The organism is Shimazuella kribbensis DSM 45090 (genome assembly GCF_000428065.1).
GTDB classification, from domain to species: Bacteria; Bacillota; Bacilli; order Thermoactinomycetales; family Thermoactinomycetaceae; genus Shimazuella; species Shimazuella kribbensis.
In genome coordinates, this window is record NZ_ATZF01000002.1 from 265,774 (window position 1) to 291,659 (window position 25,886).

Sequence of the window (25,886 nt, forward strand, 5' to 3'; positions counted from 1 at the left end):
CTAATTACCCCTTGCCAATCACCATGCAAGGAAAGGCTTCGTTATCCTGAACAAAATCAATACCACGCCCGTGACCTTGGTCATGAGCGTGGTATCTGTTAATCAGTTGTAAATGGCCTTGCTGGATGGTAAAAATGTGCTGTCACTAATCATGCTTTGCCCATCCCTTACGATACTAGGTTATTTATTTAACCCATATTGATGGAATTGGTATAGGTCCATTCTATCTGTTGTAATATTCACCCTTAAAAATAAAACTAAAAAGTGTTCATTTAATACTTCTATTTATACTTTTCACTTCTCTTCTCTATCTTTTCCTGCAATCCCATAAATGATGATTTCAAAAACTTTATCATAATCATTAGGATCACTCAATAAAAGGCTATCTTTAGAAGTAAGATCTCTTCTAAATAATTCAAACACATTCATGATTAATGAAATGGATAAATTGGAATTTATATAGCCATCTTCTTTCCCTTGTTCTATCAATTTTTGAAGCATATGGCTACTAGTTTTCTGATGTGTCTCGATCAGATATTCTTGTATGATAGGTTCTGACATAATAAATGCTAGAAAGTCGGCATGAAAATCATTCAATGATTCTGTCTGATTAAAAATAAGAGACTGTATCTTGTCAGGAAAAGATTCGCCGCCCTCTACGATCCTCTTAAACCTTCCCATTTGCTGTTCAACTACTTTTCTAACAACTTCGAAAATCAAACCCTCTTTGCCATTGAAGTGATTGTATATGGTTACTACAGATACATTCGCTTTCGTAGCAATATCACGGATACTCACTTTATTTGGATGATATTGTTGAAATAAGCTTATAGCCGCAGATAAAATAGCATCTTTCTTTTTTCCGCCCTTTTGTTGCTGATTATCCACTAATCATGCCACCTTCTCTTTATAAATAAAAGATACGAAAATCTATTGTATTTTCATTGTCTTCCTTATATCATAAGTGTAACAATTATATAAATTTGTTTCAAATGTTAAATCAATGATATGGAATTACTTTACTTTTTCTTTATACAAACAAAAGACATTTGAGTGCCATTTCTATCGAAATAGCTGCCTCATGAAAGGAAAATAATATGCCTAAGCGAAAAATGGTAATCCAAGAAGGATATATTTTAGGCAAGTATCCTTATTTGTGCTTTGGAGAAGGTCCTCCTCTTGTTGTTTTAAGAGGTATTATGCCATCGAACGAAAATTCAAAGGGAATCGCGCGTTGGGCAGAATTGCGAATGCTTAAACCGTATGCACAACACTTTACCGTTTATTCCATTAGTCGAAGACCTGAACTTCCCTCTGGTACAACAATAGCAGACCTAGCCGAAGATTATGCTGAGGCAATTCAAAGTGAATTTAGCTGCCCAGTTGATATTTTAGGATTCTCCACTTCTGGAACAATTGCACTACAATTAGCTGTAGATCATTCTGTTTTACTGCGACGATTAATTGTTGCTGGAACCGCTTTTAAACTTGGACAAATCGGAAAAGAAGTTCAAAGAAAATATGCTGAATCGCTTATAAAAGGTAGATATCGTGAAGCGTCTAAATCACTTGCTCCTATACTAGCAAAATCAAAAATTGGTCAATGTATGATGGGGACAACGATGTGGATAACAGAGCCTCTAGGTCGAGCAGAACAGTATACAGATATGATAGTCACTTTAGCAGCCGAGGATACTTTTGATATCGGGGATAGGTTAAAAGAAATTGCTGTACCGACTTTGATAATCGGAGGAGAATATGACTTTGTTTACCCATTAGAATTGGTGGTACAAACAGCAAAACAAATTCCGCAATCACAACTCATAATTTACCCTAAATGTTTGCACAATCATATTTTCACTCATAAACGCTTTATTCCTGATACGAATGTATTCCTTCTAAAAAACGATCTCAAAGGATAAGAAAGGTTTGAATGAAATTTTTATCTTTCCTCCTAAATGGAAATCAAATCAAATGGTTATCTTTTTCAATCCAGAGGGAATCAACGAGAGTTCTCTAACCGCTGATCTACTCCCTCTCTGCTAGATGGAGTGAGTAGCCACTGCTGAGCAGTCACTTCGGGGCAAAGTGCCCTCGCCAAAAACATTAGGCGATCAACACTCACTCCCTTTTTGTACCCACACCGCTCAATCGTGGAAACCTGAGTATGATTAAGCGGTAGTCCCAGCTCAGTTACTAGATTGCCAAGTTGAACTTGACTTAGACCTTTTGCAAGTCTCATCGCCTCCACATTTACAGCAACTTTCAAGGTGGGAGATTGCCTCAGTAGATCCCTCTCATTGGAATTGAAGAGAGTTTCATCCGACCACCCGCTTTTGAGAGGGGTGAGCAGAACTCTAGGGGTAGTTTTCAGGGCGATAACGAACAGCATGAAATCGTCGACCGACACCTGTACATACCCGTTGTTATGCCAACCCTGTTCGATCTTATCAATTGGATAGTCAACACGAAACTAGACAACTTTTTGTAAAAGATAATTGTTTGTAATCCTCTAAGCTTACATATACCAATGTTCCTGAAAAAACGGTTATTTTCAAAGTTTGGATATCCTACTGAATTAAAATATACAATTCCAAGAAACTAATATTATTGAATTTTCCTATTTTTTAAAAATTATCCAAAATACTTCACTATTATGATCAAACATCAATTTTGCTTCTCGTTGTTTGATTATTTTCTTTGGTTTGTACATGATCTCACCTCTCTTTCAAGTTATGAGAATGATTTATAAAAATAAGAAATCACTTATATAAACCTTGTTTTAATCTATGTTATATTTTAAATAAGTCTCATTTAGCATTGCGAAAAAGAGCACTGCTGCACAGTAGTATTAGTGGACCAATCCGTGGTCAATGAGTCTAATAACAGGAGGCATTCAATGTCGGAGATTCAGGTTCAGATCAAGCCCGACAAGGGAAACAGCTCCAGCACGGTGGACATCACCTTCGGGACCGGCTGCGTCCATTTCTTCCCTGATGACGTCAAGGATGTCATCCCCGACTACGGCACCACCACCACAATCAAGGGGGGAGGTCTCTCTTTGATCATCGACCATCAGAACAACTGTTTCCAGGTAGAGAAGATGACATGGTACGGTTGTGTGAGTTCGATCTCGACTCGTCTGGACGACCCCGACGCCTTCAGTCAGCCGTTGCTCACAGGCCCCGACTGGTGGACGTTCGACGAGAGCGGTGAAGTGGTTCCCGTCGCCTGATCCTGTGCTCGTCTCTCCACATGGAGACCTTGTCCTGCACGGCTCTAAGAAGAATTCGTGCAGGACAACAAGTTCACAATTGACTGATTATTCATGATATATTATTTGGCTATTTTCTTGCCCCCTTACGTTTTGAATGATTCTCACTTTGTTTTCTTTTATCATTAGACCAGCCACTAATCGTAAAGCAAACTCAATCGTTCGATCTTTCGTTAATATAAAGGCTTAAAAGAAAACCAGTACTGTAACTATATGTACTGGTTTTCTTGTTGGAATCGAACCCTATTCCATATTCCATTAGAACGAAAGGTTAACATATTGATTTATTTTACCTTTTACTGAAGTTTTACTGAAATTACCGTCTTGTAGAACAACTTTCATTGGCATTCCATGAATGGGTCTCATCATCATATTAGGAGAAATCTTTGAACCTGGAATCAAAGCGAAACGAAACCGTTGTAGAAGTCTTGCCAGAACTACCTTCATTTCCTGTGTAGCAAAATTCCAACCAATACACATATGTTGTCCTGCACTAAAAGGAAGATATTCGTATGGTGATCGTTTGATGGAACTCCAGCGTTCTGGTTTAAAACGATCAGGTTCCTCGTAAAGATCAGGTAACCGATGAGTGATCATTTGATTGAAGAAGACATTGGTTCCTTTGGGGATCGTAAAACCGCCTAACTCACATGATCGAGAAGTAATCCGTACGCCAATTCCTGCAGGAGGTAACAGACGAAGACTCTCTTTTATCACACCATCTAGTAACGATAAAGAAGCAAGTTTTTCGAGAGTTGGATCACTTCCCTTTAGTACTCCATCTAACTCTTCTAAGAGATTTGTTAGGATATTCGGGTGCTGACTGAGTAGAAAGATCGACCAAGTTAAGGCATTAGCTGTTGTCTCATGACCTGCTACATATAGGGTAAAAGCATGACCAACAAGTTCTTCATCACTCAGCTGAGTACCATCCTCATCACGAGCCTGTACGAGCGATGCAAGTACATCTGTTGCATTTGTTTCCAATCGTTTTCTTGCAATCATTGCTCGAATTTTCGTATCCAATTGTTCCGCACAGTGTACGGCTTGGTGATATGGAGTCCCTGGAATATTAACAGGAATAAGGGTAATCCATAGCATAGATTTTGTCATCTTATGAATGTACTCACCCATTTGATCCAGTTCTTCTTCGTTATATAATCCAAACAAGGTCTTTACAGCAATTCGCTGTGTCAATTTTTTCATTTCATGATTCAATTCGATTTGAGCTTTTTTTTCCCAATCATCTCCAAGTAGATCAGTTAGTTGAACCATATCGTTGCAGTAGGATACAATTTGTTGTCGGTGAAAAGCGGGTTGCATGAGTCGACGATGTTTTTTGTGTTTTTCTCCTGTCATTAAAATTAAATTATTATAAAACATTCTTCCAAGTAGAGAATCTTCTGGTACCTTTAATAGAGAAGAACTAATTTCAAACAAATCAGGATCAGTCAATATCTGTTGGTTATATTCAGGACCAAAAGCAAATACATAGGTGGGACTATCTCCTTGACCCAGCGCAACGATTTTTCCATACTCATCATATAACCAACGGGAATAGGTAAAAGGGTTGCGATAGAATCGAAGCATATTCATACGCCATCCAAATAAGGATCGTGGACCAGATATATATTTCGAGTCATCTGTACTATTTATGCGGTTTTTATCCCTCATAAGGGCACCTCTTTTGATTGAAATGAATTAATTTAGTACGTATTATTCATTTTATGCTAGAATAAACAGAAAGAGAATATGTTTTGAATAAAAATTATTATAAATATACAAATCATTCATTTGCGAGGTGGAGAGCGTATGGACGGATACATACTACGTACGGAAAAGAAAAAAGAACAAATTTTAAGAACTGCATTTGATTTACTCTGTAACTACGGTGCAAAAAAGATGAGTATTGCAGAGGTTGCCAAAAAAGCAAATGTTTCACCCGTAACCATCTACAATTATTTTGAAAGTAAAGACCAACTAATTCGTAGTACCTTGTTTTTTATCATGGAAAATAGGATAGCAGAGTATGAAACTATCCTATCGCAAGATATTCCTTTTCATAAAAAAATGAAACGCATCATGATCGATCAAGAAGAAACAGCGAAAAATATACAGATAAACTCACTACAAAGTCACTTGGACAATGTTGTTGTCAAAGCATTTATGGAAGAGTTTTATCAAAAGAAAACACGCCCATTTTTCACAAAGCTAGTGAACGAAGGAAAAAAAGAAGGTTCTATTCATCCTGATGTTTCGTTGGAATCGATACTGTTTTATATTCACATGTTTAAAGAAGCTTTAGCGAAACCGGGATTTTTTGCACAAACCAATCCATCCATGCTTCGAGATTTAGATCATTTGTTGTACTATGGTCTCATTGGGAGACCCCAAACAGAAAAATAATCACATAAGAAATGCTATGCACTCCTATATTTTAAAAATTGTACTACTTTCTCTTTCATGCTTTCATGATGTTCACTTGCCAAATCGGCTGCCCTCTGCCCTGAAAGAATTAACTCTGTAAGCTGAATGTGTTTCTAGGTGAATGAGGAGTAAAAAATAAAGAATTAAGACATTCGATAAGTGACCATGTTGATCGAAAAAATCAGCATGGTCACCAAATTCAGAATGATATTAATTGCTAGTTTTTAATGGGTGGATGTGCAAAATCGATATCTCCGCATTTAAGCGATCCGCGATTCTCCACCCTAAGTTTCCTTCTGAGTGGATACTGGACTTGTTTGATTGTTCATGAGCGATCTTATGACACTTATTTATACTAATTTTGGTAAATCAACAGACCTGATAATCAACAGCTAAAGCAACTATGTAACAAAAAAAAGACAGGCAAATGAAAAATTACCTGTCCTTACATCCTATTTATTCTATACAAATTTACATTTAAAGTTTCGTTATTAGCTTTGCAAATAAAGCGGCTCGAACCGGGAGTTGATCAATCAATATATGCTCATGTTCTGCATGTATTCCATCCCCTATAGCTCCTAATCCATCTAAAGTAGGAATACCCAAAGCTGCGGTAAAGTTTCCATCGCTTCCTCCGCCTACAAATGCTTCTGTCAATGTCAGTCCCAATTCATCGCCACATTCCTTGGCTACATGGAATAACTCCTCTGTTTGACGGGTTCTCTCCATTGGTGGCCGATTGACACCACCTTCAATCTCCAAAGTGATCCCTTTAAGATGAGGTTTAGCTTGATGGATCATGTGTGAGATGCGCTTTGCCTCTAGCAAATTGCTCATACGTACATCTATATGAATCTCTGCTTTTTCAGCTACTACATTGATACGATTTCCACCATTTGCAATTCCAGCATTAACCGTAGTTCCTTTTTCATAATCTGTAAGGGATTGTAAAAACAAAATCTGATGAGCCATCTCCTCAACGGCACTAATCCCATCAGCATGATGATTACCAGCATGGGAGGCTTTACCTGTAATAGTCATTTTGTATACACTGGTTCCTTTACGCCCTGTTTTAAGAGCTCCTGTTTGTGTTACTGCTGGCTCTGGGACCAATGTTACTTTACTATTCTTAGCTTCCTGTTCTATCAAACTTCTAGATGTATGACTACCAATTTCCTCATCAGAAGTGCACATCAATACAATTTTTTTATTCAATGGCATATCCAATTCCTTGCAAGCTTTTATTGCCCAAATAGCTTGGATAATACCACTTTTCATATCTAATATCCCAGGACCAAAAGCTTTATTACCTTCCATCCGATAAGAGAGTCTGCCTACATCCCAAACTGTATCAAAATGAGTAAGTATCAAAATCTGCTCTTCACCTTGACCATACACAGACCTTAAATGATTCCCTGTTCCTTCTTGTAAAATCACATCTGGTTGGACACCTAAATGTTTTCGAATCAAAAATTGTAATATATCTCCACATAAATCAACCTGTTTCTTATCAAAGGATGGGGATTCAGATTTGACCAGTAGTTCCAAATCAGATAAAATATCTCCTCGGTGGATATGCATGTACTCGAAAATTTTATCCATCATAACAACCTCTTATTTTTTTCAGTGTGAAGCCTTCTAAAACAATCGGGCAGGATTGTTTTAGAAAGGTCCCCAATTTATCATAACGCCAATTGCAAGGAAAATCATACCAAGCACTACCCAAATGGCTGTAAGCGGCAACATAAATCTCAACCATTTTCCATAAGAAATTCCACTTGTTGCAAGTACAGCCATCAATACTCCAGAAGTAGGATTAATACAGTTTACAAATCCTTCTCCAAACATCAGTGCTTGCACTGCTACTTGACGAGTTATACCAATAACATCTGCCAATGGTGCAAAAATCGGCATCAGTACGACAGACTCCCCTGATCCTGAAGAGATCAAGAAGTGTATTAATCCACTTCCTATAAACATTCCGATTGCAGCCGCTACTGATGAGAGAGGTTCCAAAACAGTTGCCAATCCATATACAATCGTATCTAATAATTTCCCATCTTCCAAAATCACGACAACTGCACGAGCCATACCAACAATCAATGCTCCATAAACCAACTTTTGGCATCCCTGCAAAAATGTTTTTGCTATTTCATTTGCGGACATTTTTGCAATAAGACCAACTCCGATGGCCATAAATATAAAGGTGGCGGTCATTTCTTTTGTGTCCCACTCTAAGTAAAAAGTACAAGCGATAAAGGCAGTCAACACAACGGTTGTAAACGCAATAATGAATTTATGGCGTGCTGTAAATGGTGCATTTTGATCCAATTTTTCTTCAGAGCTTCCAAGAGCTCCTGGAAATGCATTGGCTCCTAGAATACTTTTGGATGGATCTTTTCTCAGCTTTTTTACATACATACAGATATATATAATAGTTACAGCCACCACGGCTAGGTAGATAATAATCCGAAATTCAATCCCCGAGAATAAAGGTAGATCAGCAATTTCTTGAGATAATCCAAGGGTTACAGGTGATGTTACAGGGGCATTAAATCCAGCATATGTTCCTAGGTATATCAATGCTACCCCAACGATGGCATCTAGTTTCATGGCTCGAGCCAGCATAATTCCTAAAGGAATAAATGCAATTACTGAGTTTACTATGACTGCTGTGGTTCCCAATATTGAAAACACGAAGCATATGATAACAATTAATAATGTTTCATGATTCCTAAGCTTATGGACTAACCGAGAAATTCCAACATTCAGTGCTCCTGTTTTTTCAATTACATGTAAGGCACCACCAGTAAATAGAACTAGAAAAATAATGGGAGCACCTTTTACCATACCCTCTTGGATCGCTACAAAAAAATCAACAAAATCAATATGGTTTGCTTCTACTGCATGGTATGTTCCAGGAACGGTAATTTCTCTATCTCCTAATTCTTTACGATCATATTCACCAGCTGGCACTAAATAGGTAGCCACTGCACAAATAACTAGGACAATAAAGAGTAATACATATGCATCTGGTCTTTTCTTGAGGCGCGAAGATTTTTCTTTTTTTATTGTTGCTGACTGCATGCACTACTTCCCCCATTTCGTTTATCCTCTTATGAACTCTTCTTTTATAACTGTATATTTTTCTATCATTGATAAATTTGGGAGGTAACCAATCCCTGAAGTGGTTGGTACAGCAATGGTGCCATCCTTGTCCACTTTCACCTCTGGCTGAATCAAGTCTTCATACCAATATCGAGATGAACCTGCGGTGTCCCCAGGTAGTGTGAAGTTAGAGAGAGAAGCAATCGCAATATTATGAGCGCGACCAATTCCGGATTCTAACATTCCACCACACCAAACAGGAATTCCTTTTTCTTGACATAAATCATGGATTTTTCGAGTTTCTGTCAGTCCACCCACTCGACCAATCTTCAAATTAATGATTTTGGTGCTACCTAAATCAATCGCCTTTTTGGCATCTTCATAACCGCAAACGCTTTCATCTAAGCATATAGGAGTTTTTATTTGTTTTTGTAAAGTAGCATGGTCAATCATATCGTTGTATGCTAGTGGTTGCTCAATCATCATCAGTTGCAAGTCATCTAATTCTTTAAAAATCGATAGATCATTCAACGTATAAGCAGAGTTGGCATCTGCCATCATAGCAATATTTCCGAATTTTTGACGAAGAGCATGTAATACTTCTACATCTTTGCCTGGTTTAATTTTGATTTTCATTCGCTTATAGCCTTGATTTAAATAATCCTCAACCAAGTGAAAAAGTGGATCTAGACTTTCTTGAATTCCAATACTTATGCCAACCTCTATTTGCTTTTTGGTTCCACCTAGAACGGTAGCAAGTGGAAGGTTTTGCTGTTTGGCATATAAATCCCAAATGGATCCTTCCAAGGCAGACTTCGCCATAAAATTGCGTCGAATAGGTAAAAACATTTGACTAATTTCATCAGGATGTTTGATCTCATAATGATCAAAAAAGATTGGGATCAAGAAATCTTTCAACAAATGCGAAGCTGTTTGCACAGTCTCTTCGTTATAGTACGGAGCATTGTTCACAACACATTCACCATAACCAACATAACCATCTGCATATGCTTCTAACAGTAAAAATTCTCGCATTATTTGTGTGCCGAAACTGGTTTGAAAAGGAGATTTTAATTGCATTTTCATTCTTCGGATTACAATTTTCTCTACTTTTATCAATTTGTTCACCTCAAAACGTTAATTTAGTTACCTTATACATTCACCTCCTTACAGATGATGTAATACAATGGCCAGTTAAGGAGTGCCCTTTGCTGATAGGAACGGTAACTAGAAAAGAAATGGCAACTTAAGCGGATTGTATTTACTCCAAAAACATATCAAACCTAGAGTATAGTTGCTCTAACTGCTTCCTTCTCGATTGAATCTGACCTTCCATCTTCATTTTAATTCCAGCTAAAAATAGATTTAGTAAGCTAAGGATAGAAGCGATTGCAGTTGAACCAGACTCTAGATGAGTTTTGGTTGTAAATGTAAGATCAGCAATGCGACCAAATGGAGATAATATATGATCTGTGATGGAAATTAATTTGATTCCTCGCTGTTTGGCATAGTTAGCTAAATCCAGCGATTCATGATTATAACGTGGAAATGAGATAACAAATACAACTGATCGCTCTGTTAACGAAAGTAACTTGGGCAAAGTTTGGGAGATATCTGTGCTCATTATCACCTGATCACGAATTTCACTCAGACAAGAAGCAAACCAATGAGCTGCAACATAAGAAGTACGACGACCAACTATCAGTATTTGATCTGCTTGTATCAGTAAGTCAACTGCTTGCAATAAATCCTCTTGATTTAAATGGGATACCATCTCACGCAAAGTAGTTATATCTTTTTCTATAATTTTGGCGAATGGATCAACTGTATCTGTTGGAGAAGCCTCTGATTCCTTTGAATATTCTAAATTCTGCCCAATTACATCTTGCTGGATACTTGCTTGCATTTCCGAAAATCCATTGAATCCCAAGGCATAAGACAGACGAATCACAGTGGTCTGACTCACTACTGCTTCTCTACCAATCTGTTCAGCGGTATAAAATGCAGCCTTATCTAAATGACTGAGAATGTACTCAGCTACTTTTTTTTGTCCAGATGATAGATTGCTATAGCTATTTTTTATCAATTGATGAAACGTTACATTTTTCATAACTATCTCCTTGAAGCATTAAATGCTTCACAATTTAAAAAAGAAGCACCAAATACTTCCTTTGGATTTATTAAAAATATATCATAGGAAAATACTTTTGTACATCACATTATTAAATGTGATTATATTTTTTAAACTGTTTTTGGCTGATCACCGGCATCTTTAGTTAACAGAAAAATAGAAAGAAAAACACTTGCAACCGTTAAGCTGGAAGTCGCTCTTTCGATCCCGAGCCTCTTCTCGGTGATCCTTGCTTGGTATTGTTAAAAACCGAGAGAAGCGTCCTTTGTGTTCTTTACAACAGACGCGGAAGGCATGTATAACGAGCGGATTAGGAATAATTTCTCTCAAATTATCACATCTTTTTTCTTTCAAGTAAAAAATAGCCAGAAGGTAAATAGAAAATTCCCCATGGAACAGTGAATGATTAGCGTGTGTCTATCCTTTAAATCGAAAATGCTTTATGAAAATAAATATAATGTAATGGTATTTTAGCTGATTCCATCTTATCCTCCGAATCATAAGATACATTTAAAGGAGGGGAACAAATGGACAAAGCAGCAAAATTGAGACAATTAATTGATTCGAAAAACCTAGAATTTATTATGGAGGCTCATAATGGCTTATCTGCGAAAATAGTGGAAGAAACTGGTTTTAAGGGAATATGGGCTAGTGGGGTATCTATTTCTGCTGCCTTGGGAGTAAGAGACAATAATGAAGCCTCATGGACTCAAGTGTTAGATGTATTAGAATTTATGAGTGATGCTACAACCATTCCTATTTTATTGGACGGAGATACAGGATATGGAAATTTCAATAATGCTAGAAGATTGGTAAAGAAACTCGAGCAACGTAATATAGCAGGGGTTTGTATCGAAGATAAGCTGTTTCCAAAAACCAATTCCTTTATTAACAGCAAAACTCAGCAGCTTGCTGATATAAATGAATTTTGCGGCAAGTTAAAAGCAATGAAGGACACACAAAACAACAAAGACTTTATTGTTGTGGCAAGAGTAGAAGCTTTTATTGCAGGATGGGGTTTAAAGGAGGCATTGCATCGCGCAGAAGCTTACCATCAAGCAGGAGCAGATGCTATTCTGATTCATAGCATGCGATCAGATACAAAAGAAATTGAATTATTTATGAAAGAGTGGAGTGATCGACACCCCATTGTCATTGTTCCCACCAAATACTATTCTACTCCGACAAAACGCTTTCATGAATTAGGAATTAGCCTTGCCATCTGGGCCAATCATAATCTTAGGACATCGATTAACGCCATGCAGAAAATATCCAAGCAAATTTACGAAGATAAAAGCCTGATTCATGTAGAACGTAATGTTGTTACGATAGAAGAGGTTTTCAGGCTTCAAGAAGTGGAGGAGCTTAAAGAGGCGGAGAAAAAGTATCTTCCACCGCAGGAGTGATCATATGCTAGATACAAAAAAATTTGGAAGAGAACTAAAAAGACTTGGATTTCACTTTTACAGCGGAGTTCCTTGTTCGTTTTTAGAAAATTTAATTAATTATTCCATTAACAATTTTGAGCACATTACAGCTGCAAACGAAGGGGATGCGATTGCCATAGCATCTGGTGCTTATTTGGGAGGGAAAAAAGCGGTTGTTTTCATGCAAAATTCTGGACTTGCCAACGCAGTTTCTCCCTTAGTATCCCTCAACTATCCGTTTCAGATTCCGTTACTTGGATTTGTCAGTCTACGAGGTGCACCAGACATACAAGATGAACCACAACATGAGTTGATGGGAAAAATCACAACACAACTATTAGAATTGATGCAAGTCAAATGGATGTATCTGGCTGATGATATAAAAAAAGCCCAGCACCAACTATTACAAGCTAATCAATTTATCAATAAAAATCAACCTTTCTTTTTCGTTGTCAAAAAAGGAACTTTTGAGGAAGAACCTTTAAAGGAACAAGTACTTTCATTTAGCTCAAATCAAACAAAAAAAATGAAAACCAGAACTGATCAAATGCCTACTAGGCTTGAAGTATTAACTGCTATACATGCATTACAAAACAGCCAAGCCATCCTAATTGCTACAACTGGAAAAACAGGTCGGGAACTGTATGAAATCGATGATGCCTGTAATCATCTATATATGGTGGGCTCTATGGGGTGTGTCAGTTCTCTTGGATTAGGTTTAGCACTTTCCCAAAAAAATAGGGACATTATTATCATCGATGGGGACGGGTCATTGCTCATGCATATGGGGAATTTAGCAACAAATGGGCACTACCATCCAGACAACATGCTTCATATTCTCCTCGATAACCATTCCCATGATTCGACTGGAGGACAAAGAACAGTATCACATAATGTTAATTTCGTAGATATTAGTGCTGCTTGTGGTTACAAGAAATCAATTTATATCCACAACGTTGAGGAATTAAAAGCATCCATCAGCGAGTGGAAAAAAACGAAAGGTTTGACTTTTCTGTACATGCGTATTGCAAAAGGTTCGAAAAAGCAATTGAGCCGACCTAAAATCAAACCATATGAAGTAAAAGAACGGTTGCAGAACTTTATTAAGAATGATCCTCAGTTATTTACTAAGGGGGAGAATACATGCAAATCGTAAAGAAAAATATCCTCTTGAATCCTGGCCCTGCTACCACTACAGACAGTGTGAAATACGCACAAGTAATTCCTGATATTTGCCCTCGTGAAGCCGAGTTTGGGAAACTGATGGACAATGTATCCACTGAATTAACTAGATTGGCAGCAGAAGCAGAACATTACACAACTGTATTATTTGGCGGTTCTGGAACTGCAGGGGTTGAATCTATATTAAGTTCTGTTGTGAATGATGGTAGTGTACTTATTATCAATAATGGTGCATATGGGAAGCGAATGTGTGAAATTGCCCAAACTTATGGTTTAAACTTTGTTGAATTTAAAAGCCCTCCCAACAATCAAATTGATTTGACTGCGCTAGAAACTCTTTTACAGACTTCCTCTTGTAAATTTTCACATCTCGCAGTCGTTCATAATGAGACCACTACAGGTCTTTTAAATGACATAGAGAAAATCGGAAAACTTTGCAGGAAATATCAATTGGATTTCATTGTTGATGCTATGAGTTCGTTTGGAGCCATTCCGATCCAAATGAAAGAAATGAACATTAGCTTCTTAGGGGCAAGTTCCAACAAAAATGTCCAAGGTATGGCCGGTATCGCTTTTGTTATCGCTGAAAAAGGTAAATTGGAAAGTTTACAAAAAAGTAAACCGAGAAGCTATTACTTGAATCTGTATGCCCAATATAAGTATTTTGCAAAAACCCATCAAATGAGGTTTACACCACCAGTCCAAACACTCTACGCACTCAAACAAGCAATTATCGAATTGAACAAAGAAGGAATCATGGGAAGGTACGAGAGATATGCAAAGTCATGGGAAACTTTAATCACAGGATTAGAGAGGCTTAGACTGGCATATCTTGTTCCCAAAAAACATCACTCAAAAATCGTTACTGCTGTCCTTGAACCAGATTGTTATGGTTACGATTTCAACCAAATGCATGATTACTTTTACCATAAAGGATTTACAATATATCCTGGTAAAATCGAATCCTTAAAAACATTTCGGATTGCAAACATCGGAGATATTAACTACAAGGATATGGAAGCTTTTTTGGAACTTCTCGAAAAATATCTTATCAATATTGGATATTTTTCCCGAAAGGGACATGACCAATGAAAAAGATAAGCACATCTGTTAAAGTGCCAGCAGCTAATAAGTTATTTAAATATTCATTCATGAGAAAGTCTAACCAATTAGCGCCTCACTTGCCAGAGACACATAAACTGACACCGATTTCTTTTGAGAATATGATCAAAAAATATGGCTCCGTGATTGTGAAACCAATCAATAGCAGAGGCGGGTTTGGCGTTATTCAAGTAACCCCGTGGAAAAATCACTATTTCCAAATACACATCGAGACTTCCAAGACATTGGTATATGGACTGGAAACTGCTTATCGTGATATACAAAAATTAATCGGTACTCGTAAATATATCATACAACGTCGAATTCCTCTCCCAAAGATTAATGATCGTCCTTTTGATATGAGGATAATTGTGCAGCGCAAAAAGAATTCAAATGTATGGGCAGTGACTGGAAGAGCGGCCAAAGTCGCAGGCAAGGGCTACTTCGTTACTAACAATACAAGAAGTAAGGGGAAGATGTTGCCAGTGGAAACCGCGATTCAAGCATCTACCCTAAGAAACTTTTCTTCAAAAGCCCTTTTGTCCAAAATCAAACACGTTGCTTTACTTTCAGCCAAACGCCTTCAGTCATTATTCCCCCACCATCGTATTTATGGATTAGATATAGGGTTCGATCAACATGGTCATGTATGGATTATTGAAGCAAATTTATTCCCCGCATTATCCCATTTTCGTAAACTTGGGGACATGAACATGTATCGCCGAATCATAGTTTACAGATAGTCACAATTGGGATGAAAAAGAGCATAAATTAAGTTTTTTATGGTGAAGGCCGGGAAGAAATCTTAAAGAATCTGTAAGCTGTGAATCATTTTGGGTATATTTGTCAAGTTGGCTGTAACGTCCTTTGTGTTCTTTACAACAGACATGTGTATCGAGCGATTTTGGAACAAAATATTAGTAAATTTGCTCATCTGGAGTTGTAGAAATTGAGTTATAAAAACCCTATGAAGGAAGAATTTGATACTTATTCTCAAACCAATTAAAAATAAAATAAACTCATAAAATAGCATTCTGTAAGTTTTATGCAGAATGCTTTTTATGAGTTTATTCAATCATTGATAGAATTTCCCTAATTAATCCAAATATGCTTATCCTATTGCATAACTCCCTACTTGGATTATTTGTTATGAGTGTGACTGGTTTGGATCTTAATGTTTTTAGCACAAAAATTGCATCCTCATAGTTTCTTGAATCGTCCACAAAACCTAGACTTTCATTGCTTCAACCGTATCATATCCATTTTCCTGCAAGATATAAGCCATCGCTTTACTAAACAATCCAATTCCTCTTCCCTCATGGTTGGCCAAATAAAACAATGACCCTTTTCATGCTCCTGATGCATGGTATCACCCCTTTGCCATCTACTAGTTTGCTCATGACTCTCACTTCTTTTCAAATCTATTGTTCGTTACAAAAATGATCATCTATCTGATACAATTAATACATCTACATACTGTAAACGTTGCATAATTACATTAATAATCGAACCTTTCCAAATCTCTTCCCACCTTGTGCGAGCAGACATCCCCATGATGATTTGAGTAATCTGATACTGTTCACATACTTCCACAATCTGTTCCGCTACCTTTCTGGATTTTGCTTCTTGCAAAATAAAGGTGGCCTCAAGCTGTTCTGCTAGCTTTCTCATCTTCTCCAATTCTTTTTTCTGTTGATCATTCATTTTTGACGGGTAGATATGCAAAATAGATATTTCCGCATTTAACCGATCCGCAATTCTCCAGCCTCGGCGAATCAATTTCTCCGCATTTGGCCCATATTGAATACAAACCAGTATTTTCTCATGTGTTCCCGTTGGTTGCTCAATCCCTAGTTCCGTTCGTTCTTTTTCTAACCTCAAATCAATATCATCTGCTACTTCTCTCAATGATAACTCTTGTAAGGCAACCAAATTTCCTCGACGAAAAAAATGATTTAAGGCTCGTTCAATCTTATCTTTACTATATACTTTTCCTTCTTGAATTCGGTCGCGAAGGGTCTCAGGGCTCACATCAATGACTTCTACTTCATCTGCTTCTCGTAACATGGCATCCGGAACTCGTTCGTTTACTTGAATCCCTGTAATACGTTCCACGATATCTCGAACACTCTCTAGATGTTGGATATTTACTGCCGTCCACACATGAATACCAGCTTCTAGTATCTCTCCGATATCTTCATATCTTTTCTTATTTTTAGAACCAGGGACATTGGTATGTGCTAGTTCATCCACGATAACTACTTCCGGATTTCGTTTTAGAATACCCTCAACATCTAGCTCTTGTAGTTCTTTGCCTTTATAATGGATTGTTTTCTTTGGGATAATTTCTAAGTCTTTGATTTCTGCCGCAGTTGTTTCACGACTATGTGTCTCGATTAATCCAACTACGACATCGATCCCTTTCTCCTTTAAATCATGAGCATCTCGAAGCATATGAAAGGTTTTCCCAACACCAGAGGCCGCCCCAATGTACATCTTCAGGCGGCCTCTTTGCATTTTTTCGATTTTTGCTAAGATCTCTTCTGGACTTAATCGCTTATAATGGCTTCCACTTTGTAAACTGCTCATGTTTACCAATCCCTTTATTTCCCCTTAGATAGCATCCATTTTTGTAAATCCATGTTTAATGCCAAAACATTGACATGAGGATCACCAAAAATACCAAGTACTCTACCTTCTGTATGTTTCTTCACTAATTGCTCCAATTTCTGTACAGATACTCCCGTTGCCTTTGACACAGCAGGAATTTGGAAACGAGCAGCAGCAGGGCTGATATCGGGATCAAGCCCAGAGCCTGAATTTGTGATGAGATCCAATGGGATATCACCTATCGATTTCTCTGGATTTTTTGCTAGCCATTCTTTTGCTGCTTGCTCGGTTCGCTTGATCATCTCTTGATTGGATGGGGCATAGTTTGGTGTACCAGAAGATGCTGCATCATAGTGAATAGAAGATATACGCCCATGAAAATACTTTGAATTAGTAAAAGACTGTCCAATTAACTCGGAACCAACCGCTTTTCCTTTGTCATTGTACACAATACTCCCATTTGCTTGCTTAGGGAATAGAACTTGCGAAACCCCTGTCATTGCAAGTGGATATCCAAGTCCAAACAAAACGACCATCACGATTGCTAAACGAATTGCTTTCATCTCACCTATTCCTCCTCTAGACAAATAACCCGATCAACAAGTCAATCAACTTAATACCAACAAATGGGGCGATGACACCACCCAAGCCATAGATAAGTAAATTACGACGTAATAGCTGGACGGCAGGCATTGGTTTGTATGCGATCCCTTTCATGGCGAGCGGAATCAAGATAGGAATAATGATCGCATTAAAGATCAATGCCGATAAAATAGCACTGGTTGGTGATGCAAGATGCATAAAGTTTAAGGCACTCATTTGCGGGATGGTGATCATAAACATCGCTGGTAGAATCGCAAAATATTTCGCAATGTCATTCGCAATACTAAATGTCGTCAATGCTCCACGAGTCATCAACAATTGTTTCCCAATCGATACGACTTCGATAATTTTGGTTGGATCAGAATCAAGATCAACCATATTGGCAGCTTCTTTCGCAGCGATGGTTCCACTATTCATAGCCAACCCCACATCTGCTTGGGCAAGTGCAGGTGCGTCATTTGTACCATCGCCTGTCATTGCTACTAGTTTTCCTTGCGCTTGTTCTTCTCGGATTACCCGAATTTTGTCTTCTGGTTTACTTTCTGCAATAAAATCATCTACCCCAGCTTCTTTGGCAATCGTAGCTGCGGTTAGGGGATTATCCCCTGTACACATAATGGTCTTGATTCCCATTTTCCTCAGTTCTGCAAATCGCTCCTGCATCCCAGGTTTTACCGTATCTTTCAAATAAATGAGTCCTACAATTTTGTTCCCAATGGAAACTGCAAGTGGGGTACCACCTTTCCCTGCAATCTCGTCGCTTTTCGCTTTTAAATCATCTGGAACTTGTCCACCTTGCTCTTGTACAAGCTTTTGAACCGCATCCACCGCGCCTTTTCGATATGAATTCCCATTCCCATCCATACCGCTGATTCTTGTCTCAGCTGCAAAAGGAATAAACGCTGCTTGCTCATATCGAGCTGGATCAACTACCAAACCCTGTTCCTTTGCAAGTTCCAACACAGAACGCCCTTCTGGTGTTTCATCTTTCAAAGAAGCAAGCACAGCACCTTCCTGTGCTTCTCCTTCTGTCGCTTCCCCAACAGGAATAAACTGAGCCGCCATCCGGTTCCCAAAGGTGATCGTACCGGTTTTATCTAAAATCATGGTGTTAATATCACCTGCTGCTTCGACTGCTTTCCCCGACATGGCCAATACATTAAATCGTGTAACACGATCCATTCCAGCGATCCCAATGGCAGATAGCAAACCTCCAATGGTCGTTGGGATCAAACAAACCAATAAAGCAATCAGTGTTGCGATCTGCAGTTTCACACCCACATACCCTGCAATCGGTAAGAGTGTTACAACCACCATCAAGAAAATTAACGTCAGGGTAATCAGCAAAGTGTTTAACGCTAGTTCATTAGGTGTTTTTTGCCTGGATGCGCCTTCGACCAAAGAAATCATTTTATCTAAGAAGGATTCACCTGGATCAGCAGTGATTTTTACTTGGATGGAGTCACTCACTACTTTAGTTCCACCTGTTACCGAACTAAAATCGCCTCCCGCTTCTTTGATTACGGGTGCAGATTCACCTGTAATAGCTGATTCATCGATAGAAGCCAGTCCTTCGATAATCTCCCCATCTCCAGGGATTAAGTCCCCTGTTTCTACTAAAACTACATCTCCTTTGCGTAAATCAGTAGAGGAAACTTGTTCGATTTCTCCTTTGCTATTCAATCGTTTGGCAATGGTATCTGCCTTGGTCTTTTTTAAGGAGTCTGCTTGGGCTTTTCCACGCCCTTCTGCAAGTGCTTCAGCAAAGTTAGCAAATAAGATAGTAAATAACAAAATAATAAACACAGCAATGGTGTAACTAAGTTGATCTTGCACACCAAAATATTTTGGCATCAAAATCATGAGGAGGGTAATAACAGTACCGATTTCTACCACAAACATCACGGGATTTCGCATCATGATCAGTGGATTTAATTTCTTTACACTGTCCACTATCGCTTGTCTGATAATAGAGACTTGAAACAGCGATTGTTTTCTCGTTTGAGCTGCCATTGTTTGTATCTCTCCCTGTCTATCGGATTGTCAAGAACTCTGCAATTGGTCCTAATACAAGTACTGGGAAAAAGGTCAGTGCTCCGACAATCAACACTGTTCCGATTAGAATCACGCCAAAAGTCACATTGTCCGTGCGAAAAGTACCAATCGTTTCTGGAACAGGTTGCTTTTTCATCAACGAACTAGCGACTGCCAACATCGCGATGATAGATAAATATCGACCAAGTAACATTACAATCCCAGCGGAGATATTCCAAAAGGGGGTATTGTCTCCTAACCCTTCAAATCCAGAGCCATTATTCGCTGCCGATGACGCATATTGATAAATCACTTGTGTGATCCCATGAAATCCAGGATTACTAATAGCATCCGTACCAAGATGGGTCAAAAAGGCGATTGCGGATGGACCCAAGATCAACAAGGGATGAATCAGAAGCGCAATAACGATGAGCTTCATCTCTTTTGGTTCGATTTTCCTTCCTAAAAATTCTGGTGTTCTCCCTACCATCAGTCCTGCTAAGAAAACAGCAAGAATGGCATACATCAACATGTTGACAAACCCAACCCCATCCCCGCCAAAGATATTGTTGAACATCATCAACGTAAGGGGAACTAACCCTCCAATTGGAGTTAAGGTATCATGCATGCTATTTACCGTACCTGTCGTTGCAGCAGTAGTTACAGCAGTAAACAGACTACTTTGGGCAATCCCAAATCGTGCTTCTTTCCCTTCCATACTTCCTTGTTCATGAGAAAATCCTAGTTTGTTTAATGCTGCATTTCCTGTTTGTTCCGATTGATAAACGATACCTAGCATGACGATAAGCACAGCAAACATCGTCCCGAAAATAATCCAACCTTGTTTTTTGCTTTTCACCATACGACCATAGGTGAGAGGGAGAGCAGCTGTTATACTCCACATGGATAAAATTTCAATGATGTTTGTTAGTACATTGGGATTTTCAAATGGATGTGCGGAATTTACTCCAAAGAAACCGCCGCCATTTGTTCCAATGTGTTTGATTGCTTCCAGCGAAGCCACTGGACCTAAAGCAATGTTTTGTACTTTGCCTGCTAATGTTGTAACCGTTGTTCCAGCATCTAAGGTTTGTGGTACCCCAAGACCCACTAGAAGTAGGGTAACAATAACCGATAGTGGCAATAGCACACGCACATTCGCTCGAACATAGTCTTGATAGAAATTCCCAATTAACTTCCCTTTGGTGGATAACGCTCGCATAATCGTAATCCCAACAGCCAATCCCGTTGCCGCAGACGTAAACATCATCATCGTGACAAAAATCATCTGCGATAAAATAGAAAGCCCAGTCTCTCCGCTATAATCTTGTAAGTTCGTATTGGTCATAAAACTAATGACTGTATTAAAAGTAAGAGTTTGTTCCATATTGCCAATCTTGGCCGGGTTGAGCGGTAAAAACTGTTGAAATCTTAAAATCAAATAGGAAATTCCGATCAAAGCTATATTCGATGCGATCAAAGATAGTACATATTTTTTCCAATTCGTTTCTTCTACATTTTTGATCCCAGCTATTCGATATATGATCTTTTCAAATGGAAAAAAGAACCTATCCAGCTTTGTTTTTTCTTTTGCAAAAGCTAGATAAAGGTATTTGCTTAATGGAATAGCGATTATTATGAGTAAAAGGATTACGATGAGAAACTGAAGTACAGCGTTACCCATTTTCCAAGACCTCCATCATTCTCGTTTCACTTAAAATTTTTCAGGATAAAGTAGGACATAGACAAGATATACAAATACAAGCACAGTGATCACACCAATAAACCAAATCATGATGATTCTCCTCCATCTTCGATCTTGCTACACCAGCGTGTAAATCCAACCAATAAAACAAAAACTACAGCCAATAATAAAATCATCGTGATATCTAACATGTTCACCCTCCTAATTGGAAGTATTCTTCTCTCCATTGGATAAAATCTGTCACTACTAGATTTTTCAAATTAACCTAAAATCAATCAAAATTTAAAGAAAAAGCATTTTTTGAACACAAAAAACCAACAGGTGGCTATCCTGTTGGTTTTTAGGCACAACTAATAACCCTCCTTTCTGGACGCTTACGAGGTTAGCTGACGGATTCGGATGCAGAAAGTCACCCTACTCTTTTAAAGTTTTAGTAATGATAAAAGAGATTCACCCCAAGTAATACTTAGTGGTTCCCCCGTTCCCTAAGGATTCAGCGCATATAGGGAAAAGATTGTTTTTATGAAATTGAAGTAATCATACTCCTGAGATATAAGTATGTAAACATCCGTTTAAGACGAAAAACAGGCAAAAAAGAATGGCCTCATTTGATGTAAGCGCTTTAAATGGGAGTTCTCTCGCTCGCTCTTTCGTTTTTGAATTTTTTATATTTTTGATGTAACTATATCGGATAGATAGAAACATAGAGGAGAGAAGGGATTAAATCCATGAAAACATTAGAGTCAAAAAAACAGGGTTATAGAGGATCTTAATAGCGCGTAAATCTAATGTGGATCAAATGAGGCTATAAACAAAAATAAAAAGCCAAAAGTCCTTATATATCAAGGAAAATTCGCTCTCGTTTAGTGAGTGTCGATTATACTTCCATAACTAATCCAGTTTGATCACTGAGTTCATCTGTGTATCTTTTAAGTGAATTATGTGTGCAGAGTAAAGAGTAATTTATATTGCTTTTTACTCTTGTTTACTCGTGTTATCAAAAGTGTGTGACCAAAGATGTGACCCAACAGTAGTAGCTTGTCAATGTGGTAATAATTGTGATCATGGCCAGTTATAGTTTTTTAGAATAGATTAAGAACTGTTCTCATCGAACTGATTCTTTTTTTATTATAGTGCTCTTGAGAAAGGTCTTGATGACACGTTTTTAGGGTATGAGAGAATCTTTGTAGCTTATCTACCAAAAATGATTCCTGCATAAGCAGATGCTGTCTCGATATAGTTGCTCATTCGAAGAGAATCCACTATCTTCTGTTGTACTTCTGGTGTTAATTTCTCAAGTCTCGCCACCTTCTTTCACCACCTTGACTTGCTTATAAAAAGACATCCAGCAATGAAAGCTGAATGTCTTTATGTTCTGATCGCTATCAATCGAGCCAATCGATTAGAATATATATTGATGCCAAAAGTGATATCTCCTTCCGCATCGTAACGAATGACACCCGTATTGAGCATGAGCGGTCCCATTTCTTCGTGAATGCCAGCAATACCAAATGCTTCGCCAAAATGCTGCCCGTGCAAGTATATACTGGTAAAAGAAACGAACTTCCCGGCTCTCTCATCCAATGTTAGATCCTTGATAAAACGGATGAACTCTGTTGCTAAGATGCAGTCCTAATTCAGGTGGAGATACTGATGAGATCGCCAACCGCCTTAATCCGGATAAACAATGCATTACCTGGCAAATAAGCGAGTGGAATATCCTCTACAGAGACGATCGAAATGGTGCTTTTATCAGCCCCCGCTCTGATTGCTTCTTCGGTAGCCAGTTTTCTGGCATCCTCGATTGCTTCTTCTCGACTCATCTGATCCAAACTATAACTTCTTTCTATTTCTCCGCTCACTTGACCTAATGCTGCACCTATTGCATTGGCTGCACCATAATGATCAGGTCGAATAACATTCGAAATCCCTTTTAACATATGAGGAACAATAATGCTACCGCCACCTGATAATATTAGCGGGGTTTCTTTCGAGCTTGTTTTCATCTGATCGATCGCGTCTTCCAGCATTTCGGTCATTTTAGAAAACACTTGCTTACAGAAGCTCGCTGGCAGATGTTCCACTTGTTCCTTATAATCTTCAAATGCATGTCCTAAACGTGTTACGATGTCGGAGGCCGTTAGTTCATCACCTCCGAAAAGGATCGCTTTTTGTGTGATTTTATAACCGACGCTATCTGGTCCAATTGTGAAATCATCCTTTGTCTCACGAATATGAGTACCGCCGCCTAAGCCAATGGATAAAATATCTGGCATTCGAAAATTTGTGTTCACACCGCCAATGTTAACGGATAAAGACGACTGTCTGGGAAATCCATTGGATAAAACACCAATATCACTTGTCGTTCCACCAACATCTAGTACAATCGCATCTTGTAATCCTGATAAATGAGCCGAGCCTCGGATAGAGTTGGTAGGACCACAACCCATCGTTAAAATAGGATAACGAAGGGCGTAAGACTCATTCATTAGAGTTCCATCGTTTTGACTAAAGTACATTTCCGCTTTTATATCTAGTTCCTTTAAAGCCTCAGCGAATCCATCCACAATCATTTTACCTGTCTTCCTTAATGCCGCATTTATAATTGTCGCATTTTCACGTTCCAAAAAACCGATACTGCCAATTTCATGAGATAATGAGATCGGAATATCTCCAAGTTCCTCTCTCACCCACTCTGCAACGACTAGTTCTTGTTCTTTATTGACCGGGGCAAAAACACCTGTTATGGCGATGCATTCAGCCGTTCCTTTTACTTCTCTGCAAAACTTCAGCACTTCTTCTTTCTTCAGCTCACTAATCAGACGTCCGTCAAATTCATACCCACCTGAAATAATGGTAGAAGCCACCTCAATTTCTTCTCGCAGATCGTGTGGCCAGTCCGTGAATGAGGGAATAGACGTGGTTGCAGGCAAACCAATTCGTATTACACCCACTTTATTGAGTCGCTTCCGTTCGACAACCGCATTGGTACAATGGGTAGTTCCAAGCATCGCAAAGGTAATGCTGCTGGTTGCAATCTTGTTTTCCTTGACTACTTTGCTAATCGCATTAAAAATTCCGCTTTCCACATCTTTTGTCGTCGGGACTTTAACCGTATGAACCACTTGTAAATGGTTGTCTAGTAAAGCGGCATCCGTATTCGTACCTCCAACATCTATTCCCAACCGATACATCGTTTATCTCTCCTTCTGTAATTCTTCCACTGGAATGTAGTCAAAATGATAGCCAAAATAGCGCGGACCGGCCGTCTCAATTCCTTTTGGCGTTCTCCATTTTTCATGACAAGGAAAAGCAACTACCGCTACTCGGGCACCATACTTCATTCGTTCTGTTGTAATCGGATACCCTGTTTCTGTATCTAGTACGGTGATTAGATCGGGAGTGGTGCACAATAACTTCTCTTCTTCCTTCGCTACGAGATGCTCATTTTGAAAATAGATGGTAAAGGTTTTTCCATAATCCTCTCGAATCCCCTCAAACTTAGCTATTCCTCTCGTAAAACCGCTGTTAAGCCCCCGTTCGATATCGACAATTTTGCCTTCAAATAACCGATATCCCCTTAATTCCTCCAACATTTTATTAATTCTTGCTTGTTCTTTTAACTGAGGATCCAACAGATAATCACCAATCCTCTCAGCTAAAGTAAGTGTGTCTGGAATTACCGACGTCTTTATCTGTTTTCCTAACATACTATAATCACATACGGATGAACTTCCTCCCATTTCAATCGTGAGAACTCGTGCCAATCTTTCTGCCCACACACCATCTCGCGGATACAGGACAACCGTGTTCCCTTTTTCATCAGCCATTGTAACAGGCGATGGCTGATAACCGTCCAAATGAAAAGTCACCATCTGTGCTTCTGGGAAAGCGCGGCCCATGGCATCTGCGTCTAACATCGTCAATCCTTTTTTGGCTGCGGCAATGATCGGGAACAAAGAGTTGATTCCTCCTATTTCAATGGGCATTACCACATCCACTTTTCTACCTATTACTTTTTCTAACGCTTCGAGTGCAGCTGTCATTTCATGTTCAGAAGGTATTTTTTCAATTGTCACAGTAGGAGCGCCCATCCCTGAAACTGGAACCACCAATTGATCATCCTCTAATTCATCTATTGTAATTAACCTGACAGGCCCATATTTGCGAATGGCTTCTTTTGCCATCAATTTTCCAATATAGGGATCTCCACCACCGCCTGTTCCTAAAACGGCTGCACCCAAAGCGATTTTTTCAATTGCAACTTCATCAATGTATCTCATT

General features: G+C 38.6%; 22 protein-coding genes, 1 pseudogene and 1 riboswitch. Of the genes and pseudogenes, 7 read left to right on the forward strand and 16 right to left on the reverse strand.

Translation table 11 applies throughout. The features are described from left to right. Positions 1-294 precede the first annotated feature (294 nt). The gene (locus A3GQ_RS23415) at positions 295-888 is read right to left on the reverse strand and encodes a TetR/AcrR family transcriptional regulator (protein ID WP_051271212.1); all 594 of its coding nucleotides are present in this window, start codon (positions 886-888) and stop codon (positions 295-297) included. 209 nt (positions 889-1,097) lie between these two features. Here A3GQ_RS23415 and A3GQ_RS23420 point away from each other — a divergent pair, with 209 nt between their 5' ends. Continuing rightward, positions 1,098-1,922: an alpha/beta fold hydrolase gene (locus A3GQ_RS23420; protein WP_037463991.1), complete on the forward strand. Its 825-nt coding sequence runs from the start codon at positions 1,098-1,100 to the stop codon at positions 1,920-1,922. Between the two features lie 80 nt (positions 1,923-2,002). Here A3GQ_RS23420 and A3GQ_RS0104745 read toward each other — a convergent pair whose 3' ends face one another. Beyond that, positions 2,003-2,242 (reverse strand): hypothetical protein, encoded by a 240-nt coding sequence (locus tag A3GQ_RS0104745; protein ID WP_169818245.1) that lies wholly within the window; start codon positions 2,240-2,242, stop codon positions 2,003-2,005. A 657-nt stretch (positions 2,243-2,899) separates the two neighbouring features. Here A3GQ_RS0104745 and A3GQ_RS0104755 point away from each other — a divergent pair. After that, entirely contained in the window at positions 2,900-3,235 is a 336-nt protein-coding gene (locus tag A3GQ_RS0104755; protein ID WP_028776082.1) for a hypothetical protein, read from the forward strand. Between the two features lie 297 nt (positions 3,236-3,532). On the opposite strand, the gene A3GQ_RS0104760 is transcribed toward A3GQ_RS0104755, so the two are convergent. Then, positions 3,533-4,948, reverse strand: coding sequence for a cytochrome P450 (locus A3GQ_RS0104760; protein ID WP_028776083.1), 1,416 nt, complete (start codon positions 4,946-4,948; stop codon positions 3,533-3,535). 138 nt (positions 4,949-5,086) lie between these two features. On the opposite strand from A3GQ_RS0104760, the gene A3GQ_RS0104765 reads away from it, so the two are divergent. After that, on the forward strand, positions 5,087-5,680 hold the full coding sequence (locus A3GQ_RS0104765; RefSeq protein ID WP_028776084.1) for a TetR/AcrR family transcriptional regulator: 594 nt from the start codon (positions 5,087-5,089) through the stop codon (positions 5,678-5,680). A 498-nt stretch (positions 5,681-6,178) separates the two neighbouring features. Here A3GQ_RS0104765 and A3GQ_RS0104770 read toward each other — a convergent pair whose 3' ends face one another. The 4 genes from A3GQ_RS0104770 to A3GQ_RS0104785 all read right to left on the reverse strand — a co-directional run bounded on the left by A3GQ_RS0104770 (position 6,179) and on the right by A3GQ_RS0104785 (position 10,919). Next, complete coding sequence (locus A3GQ_RS0104770; protein WP_028776085.1) at positions 6,179-7,303, reverse strand: M20 family metallopeptidase; 1,125 nt, start codon at positions 7,301-7,303, stop codon at positions 6,179-6,181. A gap of 60 nt (positions 7,304-7,363) precedes the next feature. Then, positions 7,364-8,788, reverse strand: a complete 1,425-nt coding sequence (locus tag A3GQ_RS0104775; RefSeq protein ID WP_028776086.1) for a YfcC family protein — start codon at positions 8,786-8,788, stop codon at positions 7,364-7,366. 21 nt (positions 8,789-8,809) lie between these two features. Beyond that, the gene (gene menC, locus A3GQ_RS0104780) at positions 8,810-9,925 is read right to left on the reverse strand and encodes an o-succinylbenzoate synthase (RefSeq protein WP_028776087.1); all 1,116 of its coding nucleotides are present in this window, start codon (positions 9,923-9,925) and stop codon (positions 8,810-8,812) included. 145 nt (positions 9,926-10,070) lie between these two features. After that, positions 10,071-10,919, reverse strand: coding sequence for a MurR/RpiR family transcriptional regulator (locus A3GQ_RS0104785; protein WP_028776088.1), 849 nt, complete (start codon positions 10,917-10,919; stop codon positions 10,071-10,073). 548 nt (positions 10,920-11,467) lie between these two features. Between A3GQ_RS0104785 and aepX the strand changes: the two genes are divergently transcribed. From aepX to A3GQ_RS0104805, 4 genes are read left to right on the forward strand one after another with little or no spacing between them, the layout of a single operon-like run. Further along, positions 11,468-12,346, forward strand: coding sequence for a phosphoenolpyruvate mutase (gene aepX, locus A3GQ_RS0104790; RefSeq protein WP_028776089.1), 879 nt, complete (start codon positions 11,468-11,470; stop codon positions 12,344-12,346). A gap of 4 nt (positions 12,347-12,350) precedes the next feature. Further along, the gene (gene aepY, locus A3GQ_RS0104795) at positions 12,351-13,523 is read left to right on the forward strand and encodes a phosphonopyruvate decarboxylase (RefSeq protein WP_028776090.1); all 1,173 of its coding nucleotides are present in this window, start codon (positions 12,351-12,353) and stop codon (positions 13,521-13,523) included. Continuing rightward, positions 13,511-14,641 (forward strand): 2-aminoethylphosphonate aminotransferase, encoded by a 1,131-nt coding sequence (locus tag A3GQ_RS0104800; RefSeq protein WP_028776091.1) that lies wholly within the window; start codon positions 13,511-13,513, stop codon positions 14,639-14,641. Before aepY ends, A3GQ_RS0104800 begins: the two co-directional genes overlap by 13 nt. Continuing rightward, positions 14,638-15,393 carry a YheC/YheD family protein gene (locus A3GQ_RS0104805; protein ID WP_245596735.1) on the forward strand — a complete coding sequence of 252 codons (756 nt, stop codon included), beginning with the start codon at positions 14,638-14,640 and terminating at the stop codon, positions 15,391-15,393. Before A3GQ_RS0104800 ends, A3GQ_RS0104805 begins: the two co-directional genes overlap by 4 nt. 357 nt (positions 15,394-15,750) lie before the next feature. Here the strand turns inward: A3GQ_RS0104805 and A3GQ_RS26090 are convergent. The 9 genes and pseudogenes from A3GQ_RS26090 to A3GQ_RS0104860 all read right to left on the reverse strand — a co-directional run. Beyond that, positions 15,751-15,995, reverse strand: a pseudogene (locus A3GQ_RS26090) (GTP cyclohydrolase II); the annotation flags it as partial. Between the two features lie 98 nt (positions 15,996-16,093). After that, positions 16,094-17,239, reverse strand: coding sequence for a KdpD-like non-kinase potassium sensor (gene kdpDN / locus A3GQ_RS0104815; protein WP_028776093.1), 1,146 nt, complete (start codon positions 17,237-17,239; stop codon positions 16,094-16,096). Between the two features lie 14 nt (positions 17,240-17,253). Further along, positions 17,254-17,823 (reverse strand): potassium-transporting ATPase subunit KdpC, encoded by a 570-nt coding sequence (kdpC, locus tag A3GQ_RS0104820; RefSeq protein ID WP_028776094.1) that lies wholly within the window; start codon positions 17,821-17,823, stop codon positions 17,254-17,256. A 16-nt stretch (positions 17,824-17,839) separates the two neighbouring features. Then, a complete protein-coding gene (gene kdpB / locus A3GQ_RS0104825; protein WP_028776095.1) occupies positions 17,840-19,876 on the reverse strand; it encodes a potassium-transporting ATPase subunit KdpB in 2,037 nt (678 codons plus the stop codon). A 19-nt stretch (positions 19,877-19,895) separates the two neighbouring features. Further along, positions 19,896-21,581 (reverse strand): potassium-transporting ATPase subunit KdpA, encoded by a 1,686-nt coding sequence (gene kdpA, locus A3GQ_RS0104830; protein ID WP_028776096.1) that lies wholly within the window; start codon positions 21,579-21,581, stop codon positions 19,896-19,898. A gap of 30 nt (positions 21,582-21,611) precedes the next feature. Then, positions 21,612-21,692 (reverse strand): K(+)-transporting ATPase subunit F, encoded by an 81-nt coding sequence (kdpF, locus tag A3GQ_RS28460; RefSeq protein ID WP_083964099.1) that lies wholly within the window; start codon positions 21,690-21,692, stop codon positions 21,612-21,614. Between the two features lie 267 nt (positions 21,693-21,959). Continuing rightward, positions 21,960-22,111, reverse strand: a riboswitch (cyclic di-AMP (ydaO/yuaA leader). An 859-nt stretch (positions 22,112-22,970) separates the two neighbouring features. After that, positions 22,971-23,186, reverse strand: a complete 216-nt coding sequence (locus A3GQ_RS0104850; protein ID WP_028776097.1) for a hypothetical protein — start codon at positions 23,184-23,186, stop codon at positions 22,971-22,973. A gap of 53 nt (positions 23,187-23,239) precedes the next feature. Continuing rightward, positions 23,240-24,796, reverse strand: a complete 1,557-nt coding sequence (locus tag A3GQ_RS0104855) for a hydantoinase/oxoprolinase family protein (RefSeq protein WP_028776098.1) — start codon at positions 24,794-24,796, stop codon at positions 23,240-23,242. A 3-nt stretch (positions 24,797-24,799) separates the two neighbouring features. After that, complete coding sequence (locus A3GQ_RS0104860) at positions 24,800-25,885, reverse strand: S-methyl thiohydantoin desulfurase family protein (protein ID WP_028776099.1); 1,086 nt, start codon at positions 25,883-25,885, stop codon at positions 24,800-24,802. Between the last annotated feature and the right edge of the window lies 1 nt (position 25,886).

What these genes read in the sequence shown, in the direction of transcription:
- A3GQ_RS0104785 (WP_028776088.1), bottom strand. Translation starts at nt 10,919, where the DNA reads ATGAAAAATGTAACGTTTCATCAATTGATAAAAAATAGCTATAGCAAT.
- A3GQ_RS23420 (WP_037463991.1), top strand. Translation starts at nt 1,098, where the DNA reads ATGCCTAAGCGAAAAATGGTAATCCAAGAAGGATATATTTTAGGCAAG.
- kdpA (WP_028776096.1), bottom strand. Translation starts at nt 21,581, where the DNA reads ATGGGTAACGCTGTACTTCAGTTTCTCATCGTAATCCTTTTACTCATA.
- A3GQ_RS0104805 (WP_245596735.1), top strand. Translation starts at nt 14,638, where the DNA reads ATGAAAAAGATAAGCACATCTGTTAAAGTGCCAGCAGCTAATAAGTTA.
- aepY (WP_028776090.1), top strand. Translation starts at nt 12,351, where the DNA reads ATGCTAGATACAAAAAAATTTGGAAGAGAACTAAAAAGACTTGGATTT.
- A3GQ_RS0104765 (WP_028776084.1), top strand. Translation starts at nt 5,087, where the DNA reads ATGGACGGATACATACTACGTACGGAAAAGAAAAAAGAACAAATTTTA.
- kdpDN (WP_028776093.1), bottom strand. Translation starts at nt 17,239, where the DNA reads ATGAGCAGTTTACAAAGTGGAAGCCATTATAAGCGATTAAGTCCAGAA.
- aepX (WP_028776089.1), top strand. Translation starts at nt 11,468, where the DNA reads ATGGACAAAGCAGCAAAATTGAGACAATTAATTGATTCGAAAAACCTA.
- A3GQ_RS0104745 (WP_169818245.1), bottom strand. Translation starts at nt 2,242, where the DNA reads ATGAGACTTGCAAAAGGTCTAAGTCAAGTTCAACTTGGCAATCTAGTA.
- A3GQ_RS0104860 (WP_028776099.1), bottom strand. Translation starts at nt 25,885, where the DNA reads ATGAGATACATTGATGAAGTTGCAATTGAAAAAATCGCTTTGGGTGCA.
- A3GQ_RS0104760 (WP_028776083.1), bottom strand. Translation starts at nt 4,948, where the DNA reads ATGAGGGATAAAAACCGCATAAATAGTACAGATGACTCGAAATATATA.
- A3GQ_RS0104855 (WP_028776098.1), bottom strand. Translation starts at nt 24,796, where the DNA reads ATGTATCGGTTGGGAATAGATGTTGGAGGTACGAATACGGATGCCGCT.
- A3GQ_RS0104800 (WP_028776091.1), top strand. Translation starts at nt 13,511, where the DNA reads ATGCAAATCGTAAAGAAAAATATCCTCTTGAATCCTGGCCCTGCTACC.
- kdpF (WP_083964099.1), bottom strand. Translation starts at nt 21,692, where the DNA reads ATGATTTGGTTTATTGGTGTGATCACTGTGCTTGTATTTGTATATCTT.
- A3GQ_RS0104770 (WP_028776085.1), bottom strand. Translation starts at nt 7,303, where the DNA reads ATGGATAAAATTTTCGAGTACATGCATATCCACCGAGGAGATATTTTA.
- A3GQ_RS0104775 (WP_028776086.1), bottom strand. Translation starts at nt 8,788, where the DNA reads ATGCAGTCAGCAACAATAAAAAAAGAAAAATCTTCGCGCCTCAAGAAA.
- kdpB (WP_028776095.1), bottom strand. Translation starts at nt 19,876, where the DNA reads ATGGCAGCTCAAACGAGAAAACAATCGCTGTTTCAAGTCTCTATTATC.
- kdpC (WP_028776094.1), bottom strand. Translation starts at nt 17,823, where the DNA reads ATGAAAGCAATTCGTTTAGCAATCGTGATGGTCGTTTTGTTTGGACTT.
- A3GQ_RS0104755 (WP_028776082.1), top strand. Translation starts at nt 2,900, where the DNA reads ATGTCGGAGATTCAGGTTCAGATCAAGCCCGACAAGGGAAACAGCTCC.